Consider the following 21,509-nt stretch of genomic DNA (forward strand, 5'->3'; position numbering starts at 1 on the left):
CGCCGGACGTGAAGCCTCGATCGAAGCGCCCGCTAGTCGAGCGCCCGGTCGTTCGGGTTCGCGAGCAGCGACTTCATTTCCGACGACAGCGGATAGTTCAGGTTGATTCCCTTCGGCGGCACCGGCTGCGTGAACCACTTCTGATAAAGCGCCGCCGCTTCACCGGAAGTCTGCATCCGTGCGATCACACCGTCAGCCAGTTTCTTGAAGCCCGGGTCTTCCTTGCGGAACATGCACCCGTAGACTTCGGACAGCGGCGACGTGCCGGTGATCACGTATTCTTCCGGGTCCGCTTCCTTTGCCTTCGCACCATACAGCAGCGGATCGTCCATCACAAACGCAACCGCGCGATCGCTCTTCACGTTGAGAAAAGATTCAGCATGATCCTTCGCGCTGATCAGGCGCATGTTCATGCCCTTCTCGTTATTCATCTGCCGCAGCAGGCGTTCTTCCGTCGTGCCCGCCGTGGTCACAACCGTCTTGCCCGCAAGGTCAGGAAAGTCTTTCACGCCCGAGGATTTTTTCACGATCATCCGCATGCCGTACTGGAAGAAGCTGTTCGAAAACGCCACCTGATTGTCGCGCTCCTTCGTGTGCGTGGTGGAACCGCATTCGATATCGACCGTTCCGTTCTGCACAAGCGGAATCCGATTCTGCGACGTGATCGGAATTTCGCGGACCTTCAGGTCCGGCATCTTCAGTTCTTTCTTCACCTCATCGACGATCTTCAGCGCGATGGTCTGCGAGAAGCCGATCACATGCTGCTGCTCGTCGTAGTACGAAAACGGCACCGACGATTCGCGCACGCCCAGCACGATCACGCCGGTGTCGTGGATTTTTTTCAGTGTCTGGCTCTGCTCTTCGGCGTGTGCGCCTGCGCCCAGCGAGCAGGCGATGGCAAGCGACGTCAGTGTGGCTACCCGTTTCATGGTGTCTCCTTTTATCAGCAGTGTGTGGATTGTGCGTGTTACCGGTTCAATGCATATGCCGCCATATCGACTGACGGCGTGCGTCCGGCCAGCGTGTCAGCCACCGCACGCGCGCTGCCGCAGGCGAGCGTGAAGCCGAGCGCGCCGTGTCCTGTGTTGAGCCAGACATTGTCGTGGTGCGTAGCACCGAGAAGCGGTTTGCTGTCCGGCGTGGCGGGACGATGACCGCACCACGTAGCTGCGGCGGCGTAGTCGCCGGCCTCCGGGAAAATCTCCTGCGCCTGCTGCGACAGCAATGCGAGCCGGCCATCGCGCTGCGAAACCTTCGTCCCCGCAATCTCGACCATGCCGGCGATCCGCAGACGGTCGCCAAGCGGCGCGTAGACAATCTTGCGATGCAGATCCGTCACGCTGACGCGCGGCGTGCGGCCCGGTGCTCCGGGAATCGTCAGGCTGTAGCCGGTCAGCGGATAAATGGGCAGGCGGATGCCCAGCGAGGCCACCAGCGGCACACTGCCCATGCCGAGCGCGACAACGAACGCATCGGCTTCCACGTCGCCATGCGGCGTAATCGCAGCCACTGCGCGCCGCCCTTCTATCCGGATCCCACGCACAGGCGTTTCGTACTGGATCGCGACGCGATAACGCTCCTCAAGCACACGGGCAAGTGCGACGCCGAAACGATGACAGTCCCCCGCTTCTTCCGCCGGTGTGTGAATGCCGCCCGCGAGCAACGGCCGTGCGCGTTCGAGCGCAGGCTCCAGCGCGACACACGCAGCTGCGTCGAGCGCGCGCTGCGCCGAACCCGCGGCAACGAGAGAGTCCATCTTGCGGCGTGCGTGATCGAACTCCCGCGCGTCGCGATAAACAACGAGCTTGCCGTTGTGCACGTAATCGAAATCGATCGACTCGCGCTGCACGAGTTCATGCATCGATGCGCGGCTCGACGCGCCCAGCGCCAGCAGTTCCATCGCGGTCTGCCTGCTGCGCGTGGCGCGGCAGGCGCGCAGAAACGCGACGCACCAGCGCCACTGGTCAACGTCGAGGCGAGGCACGAAACGCAATGCGGAATCGCGCGCGAGCAGCCACGCAGGAAGTTTCGGCAGCACGGCAGGGTCGGCGAGCGGCGCGACGTAGCTGTAGCTCAGTTGACCGCCGTTCGCAAAGCTCGCTTCGAGCGCAGCGCCCCCGCGGCCTTCGAGCAACGTCACCTCGTGGCCGTCACGGACCAGAAAATAAGCGGTCGTTAGCCCTACGACGCCCGCGCCGAGTACACACACGCGCATGAATCATCACCGTCTGCAGAATCTGTTCGACGCAGTGTGACGCAACGAAAATGCGTCATCAAATGAGCAGAAGCGAGGCTGCATAACCCAGGGTTAAGTCGTCTCAAAGCGCGAACGGTGCCCGCAGTACATCGAGAAACGCCCGGCCTGCCTGCGAATCGAGGCCCCCGTCGCGCCATAACGCGAACACCCCCACCGACATCGCGGGCTCGACTGGACGGATCGATACCGGCTCACCACCCGCGCGCGCGGTCAATTCGTCGAGCAGCACGCAACCGACGCCGCGCGCCGCCAGCGCCCGGGCGACGTACCACGTCTGCGCTTCTATGGTCGCGACGTGTCCGTCGAGCCCTTGCGCCTCCAGCGCGTTACCGATCAATTCTCCGAGCGGATCGGTGTTGCCGATGCTGATCCAGTCACCTTCCACGATGGTTGCAAGCGCAACCGGTTCCGCTGAACTGTCCGGCCCGTCATGACCAGGCGGCCCGACGCACACCACTGCGGCACGACCGAGTTCCACGGCCGTAATGCCTGGACGCGCAGGCGGATTCAGCGCGACGGCGAAATCGAGATCACGCGTGAGCAGTGCGTTGAGCAGTTCTTCCGTATGGCGCGTCTGGATCTTCAGCGACACATTGGGGAACGCCTGCCGGAACGCCTGCACAGCCTGCGGGATCAGCCTCAAGCCGAGGCTCGGCAAACAGCCGATCCGCAGATGACCTTCCGGCTGCAACGCAAGGTTGCGCGCCAGATCACGAATGCTGTCGAGGTTGTTCTGCAGCTTCTGCGTTTCGGAAAACAGCAGTTCGGCTTCACGCGTCGGTTGCAGGCGGCCGTGCACGCGGTTGAAGAGCTCGATGCCGACGCTGCGCTCCGCGTGCGCGAGGATCTTGCTCACGGCGGGCTGCGAGACGCACAGCAGTTCGGCCGCTTTCGACAGCGACCCTGTGCGCATGATGGCGTGAAAGACTTCGATGTGACGCAGACGCATGACGTGTGGGGTATTGAGTCGTGAAAGACCGCATGAACCAGACGTCAAGGATAGCGTTTTCCGTCATGCCCCTTTCTGCACTGCGACTTCGACTGGCGTGGCCAGATAAAAAGAGCGGGCGATGGCCGCACGCCATCGTTTCGACTGGAACACAGTGACGTCTCCTTTTTGTTCGGAACGGGCTATCAGAGCTATCAGGACTGGCAGGGCTGCCAGGACGGGGCAAAAACCAGGCTGCAGGCCGGATTGCGGCACGCGAAGCCGGGCCATGACGAAAACAGGGAAACCGCAGGAACAACGTGGAACCGGAGAGGCAGAGGGATGCAGCGGAACGGCGCAAAAACGGTCTGAGGGAAGGTACGCGACCGGTATGGCGGAGATGTGTCGGCGTGGTCCGCCGCGCGCAAATGGTATCTTTGACAGTTCAGCGCAGTTTCGCGCGCACTCGCAGCCTTTCCTGGAAGGAGGAAGGCGGACAGAACGCATCATGATCGAATCCAGACCGGCCCTGCCACGCGGGCCACATCCCTCTTCCGCGCGACGCTGGCGGTACGATGGCTTTCCGCCGATGCTGAAGGCCACTATCGCCTGGCACGCACTCGCGCTCGCCGGTGTTCTCAGCGCGCCCCATGCGTGGCCGTGGTGGCTCGCGTTCGTGATGATCAATCACGTGATCGTGACGGTCGCCGGGCTGTGGCCGCGCTCATCGCTGCTCGGGCCGAACTGGACCCGGCTGCCCGACAGCGCGGGCAATGCGGACGCGATCGCACTCACCATTGACGACGGGCCTGACCCGGTCGTCACGCCGAAAGTGCTCGACCTGCTCGATGCCTGGGGCGTGCGCGCGACGTTCTTCTGCATCGGCGCCAACGCGCAACGTCATGCTGTGCTGACGCGCGAGATCGTCGCGCGTGGACACGCCGTCGAGAACCACTCGCAGGTACACGTTCACACGTTTTCGGTGACGCCGCCCGGCGCACTCAAACGCGAGATCGAAGCAGCTCAGCAGACATTCGAAACGCTCACCGGCGAGCGTCCGTACTTTTTCCGCGCACCCGCCGGGCTGCGCAATGTCTTTCTCGAACCGGTGCTGGGAAAACTCGATCTGCGCCTTGCCGCGTGGACGCGGCGCGGCTTCGACACGCGCGAACGCGATCCGGAAGTCGTCGCGCGCCGGCTGCTCGATGGACTCGCCGCCCGCGACATCCTGCTTCTCCACGACGGCAACGCCGCCGTGACCGATGATGGCGAACCGCTGGTGCTGGCAGTGCTGCCGCGCGTGCTCGAAGCGGCACAGCGTCAGGGGCTGCGCTTCGTTACCCTTCGTGAAGCACGCAACTGAAGCACGTAACTGAAGCACATAACTGAGGCGTACAACTGAAGCGCGCTACGCCACATGAAAAAGGGCGCGCGAGCCGCCGTCTGGATCAGACGACGCCATGCGCCCCAACCGACGCCCTACATACGTTTTTTGACGAAGCCGACGATCACAAGCAGGATGATCGCCCCGATCACCGAGGCGATCCATCCCGCCGCCTGGCCGGGCTGATACCACCCGAGCGCACGGCCCAGGTAACCCGCGATCAGCGAACCGACAATGCCCACGACGATAGTCATGATGATGCCCATGCTGTCATCGCCGGGCTTCACCGCCCGTGCGATCAGCCCTACGATCAGACCCACAATCAGCGTACCGATGAGCGAAAGCATGCGAATCTCCCAGTGAACAAGCTGTTACACACGAATATTGCCGGCCGGGAAACGCCACGCGACTGATTTGCCTTGCGCGTCGTGTGCCCGCGTCCGGCCGGACTACACGCGAAAATCGGCGGCCATGTCTTCGTCTGTGCGCGCTTCGAGATCGCCATTGCGGCACGCGTCAAGGAATACCTCATAGTCTTTTTCGACCTGATCGGCGTACGCGAAAGCATAGTCGGCCAGTGCTTCCGCAAACTGGTCACTGCGGCCAATGTAGGCGCTGATCTCGATCGCCTTGCCGCCTGCCTTTGCATGCGCACGCGCCATGATCCAGCCGCACAGCCGCGCGTACCCTTCAAGCAGGTCGTTGTCGAACAGTTCGATGTTGGCGGACACCTTCATGTCGCGCAACTGTCGGAAGTAGAAGTGTCGCCCTGAAGGACCCGTTGCCCAGCCGAGGAAGATATCGCTGACGGCCTGTAGCGCGCGCTGCCCGCGCACGACGCGCTCGCCATGATGCTTGATCCCCGACGATTTGAAGTGCTGCGGCGTCTTGTAGTACTGGCCGATGACCGACTGGCGCGCTTCCTTGATCTGGAGGAACAGGGGTTTATCGTGGGGGTCGGTGTTGAGCATCACAAGACACCGCGTGCCTACACTCCCCACGCCCACCACCTTGAACACCAGATCCTGCGGCACGAAGTGGTTGAGCAGTTCGCGCCGGTCGTGCGTCAGCGTCTTCATGTACTCGCCGTACATGTCGTCCACCAGCTTGTGCCAGTCGCCGAGCCTGAACCAGTCGTCTTCTGCGTCGAACAGCGTGTTGCTGCCGTGCACGTGAAAGAGACCCGGTGGTGCATCGCGTATCTGCCACGCATCGCCGACGCGTTCGGCCATCTTCTCCATCACGCTTTCCTGCGTGCGCGACGCCGCCTTCTCCATGCCGCGCCGCGTCTGGCGGCGGCGCTCGGGCGTAAGCGCCGTCTCGATCATCCGGTCGAAGGTGATGCGCTCGTACCAGAGTTCGAGCGTGCCGTACTCCGAATATTTCTGCATCCAGTCGCGGTACATCGTTACCGCTGACATCACGAGCCCGTGCGCCATGCCGCGGCTCAGCCGCATATGCCGGGCCGCGACGACGAGACTCGCCGTCAGACGCTTCAGGTCCCATTCCCACGGGCCAAAAGCGACTTCGTCGAAGTCGTTCAGATCGCAGACCAGTTGCCGTTCGGGGGTTGCGAAGCCGCCGAAGTTCATCAGATGTCCATCACCGCAGATCGGGATGGCGATGCCCGTGTCCGGCACCTTGCTGAGGTCATGCGCCTGCAGGATTGCAGTGCCGCGAAAGAACGTGAATGGCGACACCGCCATACGTCCATAACGCAACGGCACGAGACGGGACACACGCCCTTCGCTGCTCTTCTTCAGCAACGCAATGGGGTCGCGGTCGAGATCGCCGATCGCGCGGTGACTGGACCGCCTGCTATGTTCCCGCGCGGCACGACCGGCCGCTTCCCGTTCAGCGATGGTGCTCGACGTCATGCATTTCTCCGTTTTTTCGAATCATCATGGACTGGCATGCGCCGGTCGCGCGTCCGGCTGTGTACGGATAGCCGCGTTCGCGCTATCGCCATCGGGCGCCTCCCGGGTTCGGAAAGCGGCCGGAATGCGCTGACATCCTGGCGGCGGGCATCGCCTGTATTAAATCCTGCGACGGACGCCAGCGCAAGGGGCCGGAACATGGCGCCGCACTTTATGACAATCGAGCCCTCTCGCTATGCGCTTTCGCACAAAGATCGATGTGTTTTTTTCGATTGTTTAGAATCGACACCGGACGGGACGAAATCAACCGATCAGGACAAACCCTTTCTCATGCGAGCGCCCTTGCCTTTTCGGACACATCTCATTTCACAATCACGTCGTCTTGCCGACACTTCGACCTCTTTTGAGAACCGTATGCAACGTGGCGCATCGCACCAGGTCTGCATCCATCGAACCGGCGAGCCTTTAACGACGTGAACCTTTCCCTCTTCGCCCGCAGCGGTGCACTCAGCTGCGTGATGTTGCTGTCGGCCTGCTGCTTCTTCCCGAGCTATCGGCACAAGACCGACACGATTCCTCCCACGACGGGCTCACTGAGCGTCGCGCCCGCGTCCGAATTCGCGTATCTGCCCGCGCAGGCCGGCCAGTTGTCGCCGAACCGCATCCAGAACACCGCAGTGTCCAGTATCACGCTCAAGAGGAACGTCGATGCCAGCGTCCGCGATGCTGTCGCCAGAACGCTGACGCGCGCGGGCGTCGATACCGCCGACACCGCGCGCATCCTGAGCGCGCGCATCGAAGCGTTCTCAGTGGAAGACGCGCGCTCGCCCGCATGGTGGACGCTGAAGATGCACTACGTCCTCATCGAGGCCGACACGAACCGCGAACTCTACGCGTCGACGAAAACGGTGCGACGGCAGTTCCATACGTTCACCAACAACACGATCGCGCTCGAAGATACTGTCGCGGCCAATGTGTCCGCGCTGCTGGTCGATCCGGATTTCGTCCGCGTTCTGCATTGACCCGGCATTGACCCGGCATTAACCCTGCATTGATCCTGCATTGATCAGGCGCGGCGTCGCCAGTTCGGTACAATCGGCCAGACCTGCCTTATGGCCGGTTGCTTCCCCAGCGGAAGCAACCGGCGTTCATTCAGCGAGCCGCTTATGTCACTCACCGCCTGGCTGTTCTTCCTGCCCGCCTGCTTCGCGCTGAATATGGCGCCAGGCCCGAACAACCTGCTCTCGATCAATGTCGCAGCGCGTCATGGCTTTTTGACGTCCGTCATCGCAGGCACCGGCCGGCTCGTCTCGTTTGCCGCCATGCTCGCGCTTACCGCTACCGGGCTTGCCGCCGTACTGCATGCTTCTGCATGGGTATTCCTTGGCATCAAGCTGGCAGGCGCGGGTTATCTCATCTGGCTTTCGATCCAGTTGTGGCGCAGCAAAGCGACATCGTTCGAGTCCACGAAACACGAAGAGGCATCGCTCTGGCGCCTCGCGCGACACGAATGCCTCGTTGCCGCAGGCAATCCGAAGGCGATTCTGGTTTTCACGGCCTTCCTGCCGCAATTCGTCGACATCACGCAGCCAGTGCTGCCGCAGTTCACTGTGCTCGGCGCGAGCTTTCTCGTACTCGAATGGATTGCGATTGCGCTCTATTCCGCGGCCGGCATGTGGCTCGGGCGATGGCTCACGCGTGCCGATGTGCGCCGCTGGTTCAACCGCTGCTGCGGCACATTTCTGGGTGCGATCGGCCTGAGCTTCCTGCTCGTGCGCCACAGCTGACCCTGATGGCCGCACACGACGCACCAAAACGACAAACCATAAGTCTTTGCTAATGCTTCAGGTCAGCAACTTTAACTATCATCAATCGATGCATCCTTTTATTCTCGAATCATCGCCTGAGCTGGCCGCGTGATCGCGCATCGCTGACGTAACGGCACTTCCCGCGCGGGCACGCTGAATTTGCAGCAACGGGCAGACGGCTTTCAATCGTCACTGGGGCAAACCATGAAGATCTGTGTCTTCGGAGCGGGAGCAATAGGCGGGCTGATGGGGGTGCAACTGGCGCGGGCAGGCGCCGATGTGAGTTTTGTCGCGCGTGGCCCGCATCTCGCGGCGATGCGTGAGCACGGCGTGCGGTTGCAGATGGACGGCGAGGAAATCTCCGCCAAAGTCCGCTGCACGTCGGATCCGCGCGAACTCGGCGTGCAGGACTACGTGATCATTACGCTGAAAGCGCATTCATTGCCCGGTGTCGTCGAATCGATGCAGCCGCTGTTCGGCAAGCACACGGCCATCATCACCGGCACGAACGGCATCCCTTACTGGTACTTCTATCAACACGGCGGCAAGTTCGCGGGCACGCGTCTGAATAGCGTCGACCCGGACGGTTCGCAGTGGTCACGGCTGGGCCCTGAACGCGCGATTGGCTGCGTGCTCTACCCTGCCGCGGAAATCGCTGAACCGGGCGTGATCAAGCATGTGTACGGCAAGAAGTTTCCGATCGGCGAACCCAGCGGCGAACGTACGCCGCGTATCCAGCAGTTTCACGAGATGATGCAGGCCGCCGGCTTCGATGCGCCGATTCGCGAGAACATCCGCGATGAAATCTGGCTCAAGCTGTGGGGCAATCTGTGTTTCAACCCGATCAGCGCGCTCACGCACGCGACGCTCGATGTCATCACGAGCGATCCTGGCACGCGCGCGTTGTCGCGCGCGATGATGATCGAGGGAAAGCAGATCGCGGAACAGTTCGGCGTGCATTTCCGCGTCGATGTCGAGAAGCGGATTGATGGCGCAGGTGCTGTCGGCGCGCACAAGACCTCGATGCTGGTCGATCTGCTGCACCGGCGGCCGATGGAGATTGACCCGCTGCTGACCGTCGTGCAGGAGATGGGGCGTCTCGTCAACGAACCCACGCCGACCATCGACATCGTGCTCGCGCTCGTCAAGCAACGCGAAAAGATGGCAATGCAGGGCGATTGAGTCCGTAGCGTGGCCGTTACCTTACGTTCGTGAAGATGGGGTCCGGATGCGTCGCATCCGGGCCCCTTTGCTTTTGATCTCGGAGAATCAACGAACAGCGACGCTCAGTGATCGAGCGAGAGCCACACGCTTTTCGGTTCCGTGAAGTTCTCGATTGCAACGTCGCCGTGCTCGCGACCGAAGCCCGAATCGCCCGAACCGCCCCACGGCAGACGTACATCGGTATAGCCGTACGTGTTGATCCACACCGTGCCCGCCCTCAGCTCATGCGCGACACGATGCACGCGACCGATGTCCTTGCTCCACACGCCTGCGGCAAGGCTGTAAAGCGTGCCGTTCGCAATGCGGATCGCGTCGGCCTCGTCGTTGAAACGAATCACGCTTGCCACCGGCCCGAAGATCTCCTCCTGCGAAATACGCATCTCGTGTTCGACGTTCGCAAACACGGTCGGCTCGACGAAGAAGCCACGCTCACCGATCCGCGCGCCGCCCGTTACCAGCGAAGCGCCCTCTTTTTTGCCCACGTCGACGTAATCCAGCACGGTCTTCATCTGCGTGGCCGACACGAGCGGGCCCATCGTCGTTTCGCGTTCAGTCGGGTCGCCGACGCGGATCGATTTCGCACGCGCCGCCAGCCGTTCGACGACTTCGTCATACACATTGCGATGCGCAAGAATGCGCGAGCCGGCCGAACACACCTGCCCCGTGTTGAAGAAAATGCCTGACGCAGCGGCGCGCACGGCGTTGTCGATATTCGCGTCGTCGAAAATGACATTCGCCGACTTGCCGCCGAGTTCGAGCGTCACACGCTTGAAATTGCTCGCGGCGCCCTGCAGGATGCCACGACCCACTGAGGGCGAACCCGTGAACGTCACCTTGTCGATGCCCGGATGCGCGACGAGCGCGTCGCCCACCACGCGTCCCTTGCCCGTCACGATATTCAGCACGCCGGGCGGCACGCCCGCTTCGAGCGCGAGTTCGCCGATGCGCAATGCCGAAAGTGGCGTGATTTCAGCGGGCTTCACGATCATCGTGCAGCCGCACGCAAGCGCAGGCGCAATCTTCCACATGCCGATCATCAGCGGGAAATTCCACGGCACGATCGCGGCCACCACACCGACCGGCTCGCGAAGCGTGTACGTGAGCGCGTCGGGACGCACCGGCACGACCTGACCGTTGATCTTGTCGCACCAGCCCGCGTAGTACGTGAGCGTATCGATGGCAGCCGGCACGTCCTGACGCATCACCGACGCAACAGGCTTGCCCGCGTCCAGACTTTCGAGCGCGACGATTTCATCCTGATGCGTGCGCAACAATTCGGCGAAGCGGTTGAGGATGCGTCCGCGTTCCGCCGCGCGCAGCCGGTTCCATACCTTGAGCGCAGCACGTGCTGCCACGACCGCCGTATCGACATCCGCCGCGCTGCCCTGCGCGACCAGCGCGATCGGTTCCTCGGTGGCGGGGTTCAGGTCCACCGAGTATTCGCCCGTACCCGGCGGCAGGCGCTTGCCATTGATCAGCAGATCATGACGTTTGAGGTCCGCTGTTGTTTGAGTGTCCATTGTCGTGCTCCTTGCAAAAGATGATTCATTGCGCGTCCCGAAGCACAGGACCGCGCGGGCTACGGCATCCTTAAAGGGGTGCTTAAGGCCGTGCCATTGCCCGGCGTCACCGCGGATGCGCGGGCGCCGATGCCGGGCCACGCCGAACCATTGGCGTGACCTTGGGGATGAGCTTCCTTGAAAAACTGCGACCAGACGGCTTCTGCGTTCGGTCGGAGTGAGCGGTTCTTGCGACGCACGAGCATCGTCGTGAGCGCGACTTCAGGTAGTAACGGGCGCGACACGGTACGGCCCGAATGGGCGGGCCAGTGCGCATCGACCGGCAGAATGCCGACGCCGAGCCCCAGTTCGATCATGCGCAATACGGCAGCCACGTGTCCCAGTTCCTGAATTGGACGCCCACGCGTGCGCAGCGCACCGAGCGCGCGATCCACGCTCGCGCGGCTGCCGGCATCCGCATTCAGCGTGACGAGCGGTACGTCATCGAGCGCGGTCCACAAAAGCGTCGGACGGTGTGCAAGCGGATGGGCTTCGGGCAACACCGCGCAGAGCGGCGTGGAAAACAGCACCTGCGCATGCATGCCGGTGCACGCGGCAGGATCGAAATCGGAGACGACGCCGAAATCGACCTCGCCATGTTCGACGCTCGCGAGCACGGCCGCCTGCGGCACGTCCTTGACGGAGATGATCAGATCGGGGAAAACCGCCGCGCAGCGCGCGAGACCGCCCGGCAGCCAGCTCGACGACAACACCGGATTGCTTGCGATCACAACGACCCCGGTGTGGCTCTCGTGCGCGGCGCGACCCTCGCGCAATGTGATGTCGATTTCGTCGAGTAAACGGCCGATACGGCGTTCGAGACTCGCGCCGGCCGTCGTCAGCTCGACCTGACGCGTCGTGCGGTCAAAGAGTCTGAGCTGGATCGCGTCTTCGAGTTCGCGCACGCAGCGGCTCACCGCCGACTGCGTCAGATCGAACTCGCGCGCCGCGCGAGTAAAGCTCCGCTGGCGCGCGACGGCGACAAACACCTTCAATTGATGCAGCGAGATATTCATGGCGCGAGAGGCCGTGCGTTATTCACCCGTCTGCTCCGGCCAGTGGCTCAGACGCGAGGCACTTTTGGTGTGCACGACCGGGTTGTCGCTCGCATCCACCCAGCGGGCGCGCATCGGCGCGAGGATGAACTTTGCCGAGATACCCGCCGCAATCGTGATGACCGCCGCGACGATGAACACCAGGTTCCATCCGCCCGTCGCCGATAGCACCGAAGCGATCGGCACGATCAGCGAAGCCGTTCCCTTCGCCGTGTACAGCGTGCCCGCGTTGGCGGCCGCATATTTGCTGCCGAAGGTATCGGCGCAGATCGCCGGGAAGATCGAAAAGATTTCACCCCAAAAGAGGAAGATCAGCGCGGCGAACGTCATGAACGCATACGGATTCGTGCCATATTGCATCAGCCCGAGCAGCGCCAGCCCTTCGCCGATAAAGATAAAAAACATCGTGTTTTCACGGCCGATCTTGTCGGAAATGAACCCGCAAAAAGGACGCGTGAAGCCGTTGCAGATGTTGTCGATCGACAGCGTTGCGGTGAGGAGCGGCAGCGTCATGCCGAAGAATGTCATCGGAAGTTTGGCGAGGCCCCAGTCTTTTGCGATGGGGCCGATCTGCGCGGTTGCCATCAAACCGCCAGCAGCTACAGCGACGAACGATGCGTAGATGATCCAGAAAACCGGCGTCTTGATCATCTGGCCCGGCGTGTAATCGATTTTCGATACTGTGAAGTTCTTTCTCGGCGCAGCGGCTGCACGCGGCTTCGGTTTCTTGAGCAGCAACGCCAGCACGAGAATGCAGACGCCCTGGAAGATGCCGAAGAAAAAGAACGTGTCCTCGTAGCCCTTGCGCGTGATCATGGTCGCGATCGGGATGACGGTAACAGCAGCGCCCGCGCCGAAGCCTGCCGCTGTCAGACCGGCAGCAAGCCCGCGCCGGTCGGGAAACCACTTCAGCGCATTCCCCACACACGTACCGTACACACCGCCCGCGCCGATCCCCGCGATGACCGCCGCCACGTAGAGTTGCGGCAAAACGGTCGCATACGAGTTGATGACCCACGCGACGCCTGCGCACACCGCGCCGACGGCCACCACAGGGCGTGGACCGAACTTGTCGACGAGCCACCCTTCCACCGGAACAAGCCATGTCTCCGTCAGGATGAAGATGGTGAAAGCGAGTTGAATCGAGGCTTCGCCCCAGTGATGCCGCGCGTTCATCGGCGCGACAAAGAGTGTCCATGCATATTGCAGGTTCGCCACGAGTGCCATGCACACCATGCCGATGACGAGTTGAGTCCACCGGTTCCCTATAAAAGAAGGGGCCGGCGGTTGCTGGGTGAGGTCGTCCATTTGCCTTGTCTCCGCTATCTATTCAGTGCAGCAGGCCTGATCGCCATACTGTATGCATTTCACCTTATAGTTATGACCCGAAAAGTAATGTCTTTTGGGGAGTATTCAGCACCTGCATTGCCATAATTAAATTCCATATAAAAAGCAATGCAAAAATCGTCAAACTGGCAGGACGGTCTTTCTTTAATCCGACTTAACCCGGTTTCGCCTTGCTACGTATGCTCCAGACCCCTACACGTTAACCCGGTGCGCTCGCACGGAAAATCGCCGTCTTACAGAACCCATGCTAGGGTCATTGCTCAATAACTAATAATTAAAGTTTGTTATTATGTAGATTCACCTTTGCTTATACATCGGCCATGACGATGAGAAATGCAACACTTCGCCAGTTGAAGGTCTTTGAGACCGTTGCCCGGCACCTCAGCTTTTCGCGCGCCGCGGAGGAATTGCATCTCACGCAGCCCGCCGTTTCCACCCAGGTGCGCCAGCTTGAAGAACACGCGGGCCTGCCGCTCTTTGAGCAGCTCGGCAAGAAGATCTATCTGACGCCGGCAGGCACCGAGATGCTTCACTACAGCCGCGCGATCATCCAGCAGTTTCATGAGGTCGACGAAGCGATGGGCCGGCTCAAGGGTGTATCGGGCGGCACGCTCAACGTGGCGGTGATCAGCGCCGGCGACTATTTCTTTCCCCGCCTGCTCGCCGAATTCACGCGGCGCTATTCGGGCGTCGCGCTCAATCTTGCCGTGCATAACCGTGAAGAATTGCTGCATCAACTGTCGACCAATCAGACCGATCTTGCGGTCATGGTGCGTCCGCCGCACGAAATGGATTCGATCAACGAGCCGTTCGCGCCGCATCCGTATGTGATCGTGGCCGCGCCCAATCATCCGCTCGCGAAAAAACGCAACATCAAGCTGAACCAGCTGGCCAGCGAGGCGTTCATCGTGCGCGAGCGCGGCTCGGATACGTGGAATTCGATGGAAGAAGGCTTCGCCGGCCGTCTGACGAATCTCAAGATTGCGATGGAGATCAAGAGCACCGAGACCATCAAGCAGGCGGTCATCGCGGGCATGGGCATCGCGTTTCTGTCCGCCCACACCATCAGTCTCGAACTGCAGGTCGGCAATCTGGTGGTGCTCGACGTCGAGGGCTTTCCCGTGATGCTCAACTGGTACGTGGTGCACCGGAAGAACAAACGCCTGCCGCCCGTTGCCGAAGCGTTCAAGCGCTTTCTGATGGAAGAAGGCGCGAACCTGATCGAGCAGATCACGAAGCTCAAGGAATCGACCGTGTATACGCGATAGCGTATGGTTTTCCAATAAAACTTTAACTATTGCCGATCGGTGCTCATGCCTATGCTTGAGTCGAGCCATTTCACTCGACCGCCTGGGAGCACGATGATGATCAACCACGCTTCGGTTCTGTCTCATTCCACCACGCGTGCTGCCCGCACCATTGCGGACAGTCCTGACGATGCGCACCTGAGCGCCTGGAACGCAGCATTCAGCGACCTCGGACTGCGGTTTCGCTGGGACCGCGACACGCTCGATGCGCTCAATGAGTTCAGCAGTGAACTCGCCCGCATTACCGCGTACATCGAGCGGTTTCACGCCCATCTGCACAAGGCATACGACGCCGACTTTCTGGCCCAGTTGATCCTGCAGAAAAAGAGCCAGTACTTCGCTGCTTTCACGCCGCAACGGAGCGCTTGATACGTACCAGCACATGCCTTGCTGCACGCGCTTGAATGATTGCGCGTGCAACCTTTCCCTGCCGGTCACCTTTCGACCGGCGTCCCCACCGGGTGACGCATTGCGCGATAACGCTGCCTTCCGCGATAGCGCCACTCGACGCCGCGCCGGTATGCACCCGAGCGCTGCACATCGCAATCGTCGCGCAGCGACCAGCACGGCGTCGAGAAATCGTCGCCCGCTACGATGTGCGAAGGATCGCCGCGCAATTCGATGCGCTCCAGGATGCCGCGCCGGTGAATGACGCCGCAGCGTGCATGAACGCGCGCACCTGGCGTCGCGAATGCGTGCGCGTGCGGCTCGTCGTCGGCGGCGGTCATCATGTGTGCGCCAAGCGCAGCGGCCAGCAGACTCATCGCGAGCAGCGCGGCCACGTCGAAGTTATGAGTGTCTTCGGTGACGAACGCGTAGCCGAGCCATGCGCATAGCAGCAGCGCGACGACGTTGACAATCTTGTAGCCGGGAAACGCGGCGTTGCGATCCACCAGCAGGCCGCGCAACTTGAAGAAGGCGATCACGGAGCCCGCAAACACAAGGCCGCCGATGAATACCGCGACGCATGATTCGACCCGCTCGATCCCGACGGGCATCGCCGAAAGCAGGTATCGCGCGAAGCCCGCGCCGATCACCATCAGCCCGACACCGCTGCCCAGCAACGTCAGGAAACCCGGCCGATGCAGCAGATCGCGGCGGCGAACCGTCCGCGCACAAAAAGTTGCGCCCACAACAGTCAACAGGATGCCGAGAACTGCATAGACGGCATTGCCCAGTGCTTCCGGCATGTCTCCTCCTTCCCCGACGCCGTTGTACGGCGTCGCCCAGATCAGACGGAAATACTCGCGGCCGTGATAGCGGCCTGTACTGTGCTCGCGCCTGCAAGCGCGAGCGTATTGCTCAACGTGCCAATGCCCTCGATCGAAATCGACACGGTCGCACCGTCCTTGATTGACCCGACGCCCAACGACGTTCCGCAGGCGATCACGTCGCCCGGTTCCAGCGTCAGGTCATGCGAAATCATGCTGACCTGTTCCGCCGGCGAGAACACCATGTCCGACAGCGGATAGTTCTGCCGCTCCACCCCATCGACGGTCGTCACGACATGGCACGCGTGCCAGTCGAGACCCGACACAATCGCAGGACCGACACAACAGAACGTATCGAAGCCTTTCGCCCGGCACCATTGCGGAAAGTGCGGATTCTCGTTGAGCAGCTCCGCGGCCGTCACGTCGTTGATGATCGTGTAACCGAAGATCGATTCGGCGGCTTCTTCGACGCTCGCTGCACGACAGCGCCTGCCGATTACGATACCGAGTTCACCTTCGTACGCGATCTTGCCGCTGTAACTGACTGGCCGCTGGATCGGATCGCCTGATCCGATCACCGATTCTGCCGGCTTGATCAGAAAAAGCGGATGCGACGGTACCGGCTTTTCGAGCTTTGCAGCCAGCGCGTGGAAGTTGTTCCATAGCGCGACGACCTTGCCAGGCGCACAGGGCGCGATCTGCGTGAGTGCGCGCGTCGATAGCACGGCGCCTGTGGGCACCGGATGATGAAGGCCCGCGTACTCGTGCAGGTAGCCGTTTTCAACACGACCGAAGACGATGTTGCCGTCGTTCGACTTGAAGCGCATCCAGGTTTCCACGGTCAGTTCCTCGTGAGTGAGTGCAATCTTCTCGTGTGAACGAAAAGCGTCAGATGGCGCCGGCCACGCGCAACGCGCTGATCTGATCCAGCGAGTAGCCGAGTTCGGCCATCACCTCTTCGGTGTGTTCACCGAGCAACGGCGAGCGCGTCACTTCAGTGGGACTGTCCGACAGCTTGATCGGATTGCCGACCGTCAGATACTTGCCGCGCAACGGATGATCGACTTCAACGATCGTGCCCGTCTTGCGCAGCGACGGCTCCTCGGCGATTTCCTTCATCGAGAGGATCGGGCCGCAAGGGATGTCGTACTTGTTGAGGATTTCCATCGCCTCGAACTTGGTCTTCGTCATCGTCCAGCGCTCGATTTCAGCGAAGATTTCCTTCAGACGCGGCAGACGCGCGGCGGGTGTCGCGTATTCGGGATCGGTGGCCCATTCTTCCTTGCCGATCACGTTGCAGATCTTCGCCCACACGGGCGCCTGCGTGATGAAGTAGATGTATGCGTTGGGGTCGGCTTCCCAGCCCTTGCACTTCAGGATCCAGCCTGGCTGGCCTCCACCTGACGCATTGCCGGCGCGCGGCACCGCTTCGCCGAACGTGCCGTTCGGGTACTGCGGATACTCCTTCATGACGCCGGTGCGCTCGAGGCGCTGCTGGTCGCGCAGTTTCACGCGGCACAGGTTCAATACGCCGTCCTGCATGGCGGCGAGCACCCGTTGACCGCGGCCCGTCGACACCCGCTGAAAGAGCGCCGTGACGATGCCCAGCGCGAGATGCAACCCGGTGCCGCTATCGCCGATCTGCGCGCCGCTGACCACCGGCGGACCATCGTCGAAGCCCGTTGTCGAGGCCGCGCCGCCCGCGCATTGCGCGACGTTCTCGTAGACCTTGCAGTCCTCGTAGGGTCCCGGGCCGAAGCCCTTGACGGACGCGACGATCATCTTCGGATTGAGTTCCTGGATGCGCTCCCAGGTGAAGCCCATGCGGTCAAGCGCGCCCGGCGCGAAATTCTCGACCAGTACGTCGCATTTCTGGATCAGCGCTTCGAGAACCAGCTTGCCTTCGGGGTTCTTCGTGTCGATCGTGACCGAGCGCTTGTTGTGATTGAGCATCGTGAAGTACAGGCTGTCGACGTCTGGAATATCGCGCAGCTGCTCGCGCGTGATGTCGCCTGCACCCGCCCGCTCTACCTTGATCACATCGGCGCCGAACCATGCCAGCAACTGCGTGCACGTCGGACCCGATTGCACATGTGTGAAGTCGAGAATCCGCACGCCGTCGAGCGCTTTGCCCATGTCATGTCTCCTTCAATGATGTCTGCGTGTTACGTGCACACCGGTTCGTCGTGCGTCACTGCGTCTTTCGTGAGATCGACCTGCCTTGACCGACACGGTATGTGATATATCACATTCATTCAAGCGTAATTTCGATGCTGTTTTTGTGGCCGGATATCCGCTTCAGCGGCTTGTGGCGCGGGTTTCAGACTCAAATCCCACCGCAGAACCGCGATGCGACTGAGGGAAAATACCGAGCCGCATTCATTCACGATCCGTTGTGATATATCACATACCGGATTTCATGACGCGTCAAGGGGAGCTTTCCCGGCTTTTCGGTCGGAGAGACGCGGAACGGGCCAGGTCAGGAAGGAAGGAACGAAGGTCAACGCGGACACGGATACGTCGACAGGAACGCACAAAGACAACAGGGCCAGCGGTGAAGCCACCGCTGGCCCTGTTGTCTTTCACTCACCGTCAATGAAACCGGTCAGTCGAGAAAATCGCAGTTCGCTTCGACAAACGTGGCGAGATCGAGCGAATGCTGGCGCGTGAGACGCTCGGCCAGTTCGGTATCGCGCTTTTCAAGTGCCTCGATGATGCGCAGATGGTCGACGATCGAACGTGCCGCACGGTCACTCTGCGAAATCGTCATACGACGGATCGCGCGCACGTGGATAAAGATGTTCTTGATCGTATCGAGGATGATCTGCGACTTCGACAGCTCGACAATCGCCTGGTGGAACGCAATATTCGCGTCCGAGTATTCAGCGATGTGCTCGGCCGGCGTGGCGTCGCGGAAATTGTCGAACATGTGCCGCAGCCGGGCGATTTCCGCGTCGGTCGCGTTCTGCGTGGCGAGGCGCGCGGCCATGCTTTCGAGCGCCGCCCACATCTGGATCATCTCGACAATTTCACGCTTGCTCTTGCGCACGATATAGATGCCACGCCGCGGCACCATGCGCAAAAAGCCTTCCTGCTCCAGCAACGTCATCGCTTCGCGAACGGGTGTACGGCTCACGCCGAGCGTTTCGCTCAGCACGCGTTCGTCGAGGCGGATTTCCTCGCGCGACTGGTAGATGTCCGCGTCAGCAATCGCCTGACGCAGCATTGCGTAGGCCTGATCGCGCAGGCTGGCGGTCGCATTGATGGGCTGGAGTGACAGCGTCAACGATGCGACCGGATGTGCAACCGCGGGTGTAGCCACTGCTTCAGTTTGAAGTTCTGACGACATTCATCGCCTCTTGTTGAACACGCGCACGATGCGGCGTAGCGGCGGGGGCCGTTTCACCGAGGCCGACGTAACGGCCATGCAACGCGGCCAGTTCGGCAACCGGCTGCGGAATCCATTTTGTCAGTAAAACCGTGGCAGCGGAACCCAGACCAACCATACCGATGGCAAGCAGCGATAGAGAAACAAAATCCATTTGAAGCTCCGAATGATTGAGTGAATGACTCAATCATATGCTGCATCGCCGCAAAAATCAATATTTGGTATGTGATATATCACAAAACTGTTGCTTCCAGACATCACCGCACACGGTAGCACGGGCGGGATAGTGCGCAACGGCTTCGCGCCTCTTGCGCGGCGCACGCCGAAGCGGGCGCGCGCAGACGCGCTCGACATCATGCAGCCGCGCTGGCTTCGAGCCGGAATACAGCGACCGCCTCCTTCAGCAGTTTCGACTGCGACCTCAGCGATTCCGCGGCCGCGGCCGCCTGCTCGACGAGCGCCGCGTTCTGCTGCGTCGACTGATCCATCTGCGTGACCGTGACGTTGATCTGTTCGAGGCCGTGATGCTGCTGCTCAGCTGCGTTCGATATCTCCGACATGATGTGCGTCACGCGCTGCACCGAAGCCACGACATCGCTCATCGTCACGCCGGCGCGTTCGACGAGCGCTTCGCCGGACCGGATCCGCTGCACCGAACTGCCGATCAGCGACGCGATTTCCTTCGCCGCTGCGGCCGTGCGCTGCGCGAGGCTGCGCACTTCGGCGGCCACGACGGCGAAACCCCGTCCCTGCTCGCCCGCGCGCGCCGATTCGACGGCTGCATTGAGCGCGAGGATATTCGTCTGGAACGCGATGCCGTCGATCACGCCGATGATTTCAGCAATCCGCTGGGAATCGCGCGAAATGTCGCGCATCGTACTTACCGCTTCGTGCACTGCCCCGCCGCCCGCGACCGCCGTTTCCGATGCCTGCTGCGCGAGCTGGTTAGCCTGCTTCGCGTTGTCGGCGTTCTGGCGGACGGTGATCGTCAACTGTTCCATGCCGACGGCGGCCTTCTCTAGCGCGGCGGCCTGCTGCTCCGTACGCGAAGACAGATCCGTGTTGCCATGAGCGATTTCCTGCGCGCCCGTGTGAATCACGTCGGTGCTGCTACGCACCGTGACCACCGTGCGGCGCAAACCATCCTGCATCTGTCTGAGCGCGCCCAGCAGCGCGCCCATTTCATTGTTGCGCTCGTTATGGATTTCGCCCGACAGATCGCCGCCCGCGATCAGACGAAACTGCGCGATCGCGTGCTCGACCGGACGGATGATCGCGCGCATCAGCGTCATGCGGCCAGCGATGCTCACGGCCAGCAGCAGCACCGTGACGCCCACCAGCACTTCCACGGTCAACGCAAAGCGGCTTTGCGCCTGCAGGAAACGCCCTTCCTGACGCTGCATCAGACGCGCTTCGAGCGCGGCGACCGCGCGCGCATATTCACCGGCTACCGCTTCGGTTTCCTTGCCCTGAAGTGTCTTGAAACTGATGAAGTCGTTGGTATCGAGTGCCTTGAAAGCGGGCAACAACGCCTGCGAAACGAGCTTCGCACGCGTGCCGCCGAGACGCTCCACGTCAGCACGTAGATCGGCGTCTTCCTTTGCGATGCCATTGAAACGTTTGAAGGCAGCATCGGCGACCGTCACGGCACGATGCGACTCTACGAGCAGTGCCGGATCCGGCTCGCCGAGACCATAGAGTGCGTAATAGCTGTTCATCAACAGACGCGCGCGCAGTAATTCTTCCGAACTCTGATGCAGGGCGACCAGCGCACCCGTGTCATCGCTATACATTTTCTGTAGCGCAACGTTGCTCATGCGCGTCCCCGCAATGCCCATCGCGCCGATCGCAATTGACATGAGTGACAACACGCCGATAACGGCGGTCAATGTCGCCCGGATAGACAGTTTTCTGAACATGCGCTTCCTCGCAGGATTGGTCTTGCACGCCTTGCTAGCGACACGCGCCCGACAAACTGCATGCTCGGAAACCCTAACCGTCCTGGTATCTGAATTCATCCCCGAAAATAAGGCTCAAAACACACTATGTGGGTCGAAAAATCAGCGCGCAGCCCACTGCCAGCAAGGCTTTAGTCGAGCAGCGAACATCTACGGGCAAACCAGTTATGCATTCCCGTCTCATATTGCCAACGCGAGCCACACCT

General features: G+C 61.3%; 20 protein-coding genes. 6 read left to right on the forward strand and 14 right to left on the reverse strand.

Annotation, left to right across the window (positions count from 1 at the left end; all coding sequences use genetic code 11):
• Positions 1–32: 32 nt before the first annotated feature.
• From P3T21_RS23790 to P3T21_RS23800, 3 genes are all read right to left on the reverse strand, one after another.
• Positions 33–929, reverse strand: coding sequence for a glutamate/aspartate ABC transporter substrate-binding protein (locus tag P3T21_RS23790; protein ID WP_429258404.1), 897 nt, complete (start codon positions 927–929; stop codon positions 33–35).
• Between the two features lie 38 nt (positions 930–967).
• Positions 968–2,215 (reverse strand): D-amino acid dehydrogenase, encoded by a 1,248-nt coding sequence (locus P3T21_RS23795; RefSeq protein ID WP_429258405.1) that lies wholly within the window; start codon positions 2,213–2,215, stop codon positions 968–970.
• A 103-nt stretch (positions 2,216–2,318) separates the two neighbouring features.
• Positions 2,319–3,206, reverse strand: a complete 888-nt coding sequence (locus P3T21_RS23800; protein WP_429258406.1) for a LysR family transcriptional regulator — start codon at positions 3,204–3,206, stop codon at positions 2,319–2,321.
• Positions 3,207–3,693: 487 nt separating this feature from the next.
• Here P3T21_RS23800 and P3T21_RS23805 point away from each other — a divergent pair, with 487 nt between their 5' ends.
• Positions 3,694–4,548, forward strand: coding sequence for a polysaccharide deacetylase family protein (locus tag P3T21_RS23805; protein WP_429258407.1), 855 nt, complete (start codon positions 3,694–3,696; stop codon positions 4,546–4,548).
• Positions 4,549–4,664: 116 nt separating this feature from the next.
• Here P3T21_RS23805 and P3T21_RS23810 read toward each other — a convergent pair whose 3' ends face one another.
• Together P3T21_RS23810 and P3T21_RS23815 are read right to left on the reverse strand one after the other, a co-directional pair.
• The gene (locus P3T21_RS23810) at positions 4,665–4,916 is read right to left on the reverse strand and encodes a GlsB/YeaQ/YmgE family stress response membrane protein (RefSeq protein ID WP_429258408.1); all 252 of its coding nucleotides are present in this window, start codon (positions 4,914–4,916) and stop codon (positions 4,665–4,667) included.
• Positions 4,917–5,018: 102 nt separating this feature from the next.
• Positions 5,019–6,446 carry a DUF2252 domain-containing protein gene (locus P3T21_RS23815; protein WP_429258409.1) on the reverse strand — a complete coding sequence of 476 codons (1,428 nt, stop codon included), beginning with the start codon at positions 6,444–6,446 and terminating at the stop codon, positions 5,019–5,021.
• A gap of 473 nt (positions 6,447–6,919) precedes the next feature.
• Here P3T21_RS23815 and P3T21_RS23820 point away from each other — a divergent pair, with 473 nt between their 5' ends.
• The 3 genes from P3T21_RS23820 (at position 6,920) to P3T21_RS23830 (ending at position 9,436) form a co-directional block, all read left to right on the forward strand.
• Positions 6,920–7,468 carry a hypothetical protein gene (locus P3T21_RS23820; protein WP_429258410.1) on the forward strand — a complete coding sequence of 183 codons (549 nt, stop codon included), beginning with the start codon at positions 6,920–6,922 and terminating at the stop codon, positions 7,466–7,468.
• 144 nt (positions 7,469–7,612) lie between these two features.
• Positions 7,613–8,233 (forward strand): LysE family translocator, encoded by a 621-nt coding sequence (locus P3T21_RS23825; RefSeq protein ID WP_429258411.1) that lies wholly within the window; start codon positions 7,613–7,615, stop codon positions 8,231–8,233.
• A gap of 225 nt (positions 8,234–8,458) precedes the next feature.
• Positions 8,459–9,436: a 2-dehydropantoate 2-reductase gene (locus tag P3T21_RS23830; RefSeq protein ID WP_429258412.1), complete on the forward strand. Its 978-nt coding sequence runs from the start codon at positions 8,459–8,461 to the stop codon at positions 9,434–9,436.
• A gap of 104 nt (positions 9,437–9,540) precedes the next feature.
• Here P3T21_RS23830 and P3T21_RS23835 read toward each other — a convergent pair whose 3' ends face one another.
• The 3 genes from P3T21_RS23835 to oxlT are packed head-to-tail and all read right to left on the reverse strand — an operon-like array spanning position 9,541 to position 13,400.
• On the reverse strand, positions 9,541–10,998 hold the full coding sequence (locus P3T21_RS23835; protein ID WP_429258413.1) for an aldehyde dehydrogenase family protein: 1,458 nt from the start codon (positions 10,996–10,998) through the stop codon (positions 9,541–9,543).
• A 59-nt stretch (positions 10,999–11,057) separates the two neighbouring features.
• Positions 11,058–12,053, reverse strand: coding sequence for a LysR family transcriptional regulator (locus P3T21_RS23840; protein ID WP_429258414.1), 996 nt, complete (start codon positions 12,051–12,053; stop codon positions 11,058–11,060).
• Positions 12,054–12,071: 18 nt separating this feature from the next.
• Positions 12,072–13,400: an oxalate/formate MFS antiporter gene (gene oxlT / locus P3T21_RS23845; protein ID WP_429258415.1), complete on the reverse strand. Its 1,329-nt coding sequence runs from the start codon at positions 13,398–13,400 to the stop codon at positions 12,072–12,074.
• Between the two features lie 359 nt (positions 13,401–13,759).
• Here oxlT and P3T21_RS23850 point away from each other — a divergent pair, with 359 nt between their 5' ends.
• Positions 13,760–14,707, forward strand: coding sequence for a LysR family transcriptional regulator (locus P3T21_RS23850; protein ID WP_429258416.1), 948 nt, complete (start codon positions 13,760–13,762; stop codon positions 14,705–14,707).
• Between the two features lie 99 nt (positions 14,708–14,806).
• Positions 14,807–15,115 (forward strand): hypothetical protein, encoded by a 309-nt coding sequence (locus tag P3T21_RS23855; RefSeq protein WP_429258509.1) that lies wholly within the window; start codon positions 14,807–14,809, stop codon positions 15,113–15,115.
• Between the two features lie 65 nt (positions 15,116–15,180).
• Here the strand turns inward: P3T21_RS23855 and P3T21_RS23860 are convergent, their stop codons facing one another.
• The 6 genes from P3T21_RS23860 to P3T21_RS23885 form a co-directional block, all read right to left on the reverse strand.
• Entirely contained in the window at positions 15,181–15,936 is a 756-nt protein-coding gene (locus P3T21_RS23860; protein ID WP_429258417.1) for an NAD(P)(+) transhydrogenase (Re/Si-specific) subunit beta, read from the reverse strand.
• Between the two features lie 41 nt (positions 15,937–15,977).
• A complete protein-coding gene (locus P3T21_RS23865) occupies positions 15,978–16,796 on the reverse strand; it encodes a fumarylacetoacetate hydrolase family protein (RefSeq protein ID WP_429258418.1) in 819 nt (272 codons plus the stop codon).
• A gap of 49 nt (positions 16,797–16,845) precedes the next feature.
• On the reverse strand, positions 16,846–18,093 hold the full coding sequence (frc, locus tag P3T21_RS23870; protein WP_429258419.1) for a formyl-CoA transferase: 1,248 nt from the start codon (positions 18,091–18,093) through the stop codon (positions 16,846–16,848).
• A 469-nt stretch (positions 18,094–18,562) separates the two neighbouring features.
• Positions 18,563–19,306: a GntR family transcriptional regulator gene (locus P3T21_RS23875; RefSeq protein WP_429258420.1), complete on the reverse strand. Its 744-nt coding sequence runs from the start codon at positions 19,304–19,306 to the stop codon at positions 18,563–18,565.
• Positions 19,284–19,499 (reverse strand): hypothetical protein, encoded by a 216-nt coding sequence (locus P3T21_RS23880; RefSeq protein WP_429258421.1) that lies wholly within the window; start codon positions 19,497–19,499, stop codon positions 19,284–19,286. The genes P3T21_RS23875 and P3T21_RS23880 overlap by 23 nt, the downstream gene beginning before the upstream one ends.
• A gap of 199 nt (positions 19,500–19,698) precedes the next feature.
• Complete coding sequence (locus P3T21_RS23885; protein ID WP_429258422.1) at positions 19,699–21,264, reverse strand: methyl-accepting chemotaxis protein; 1,566 nt, start codon at positions 21,262–21,264, stop codon at positions 19,699–19,701.
• Positions 21,265–21,509: the final 245 nt, after the last annotated feature.

It is taken from the genome of Paraburkholderia sp. GAS334, from assembly GCF_050436625.1.
Lineage (GTDB): Bacteria > Pseudomonadota > Gammaproteobacteria > Burkholderiales > Burkholderiaceae > Paraburkholderia.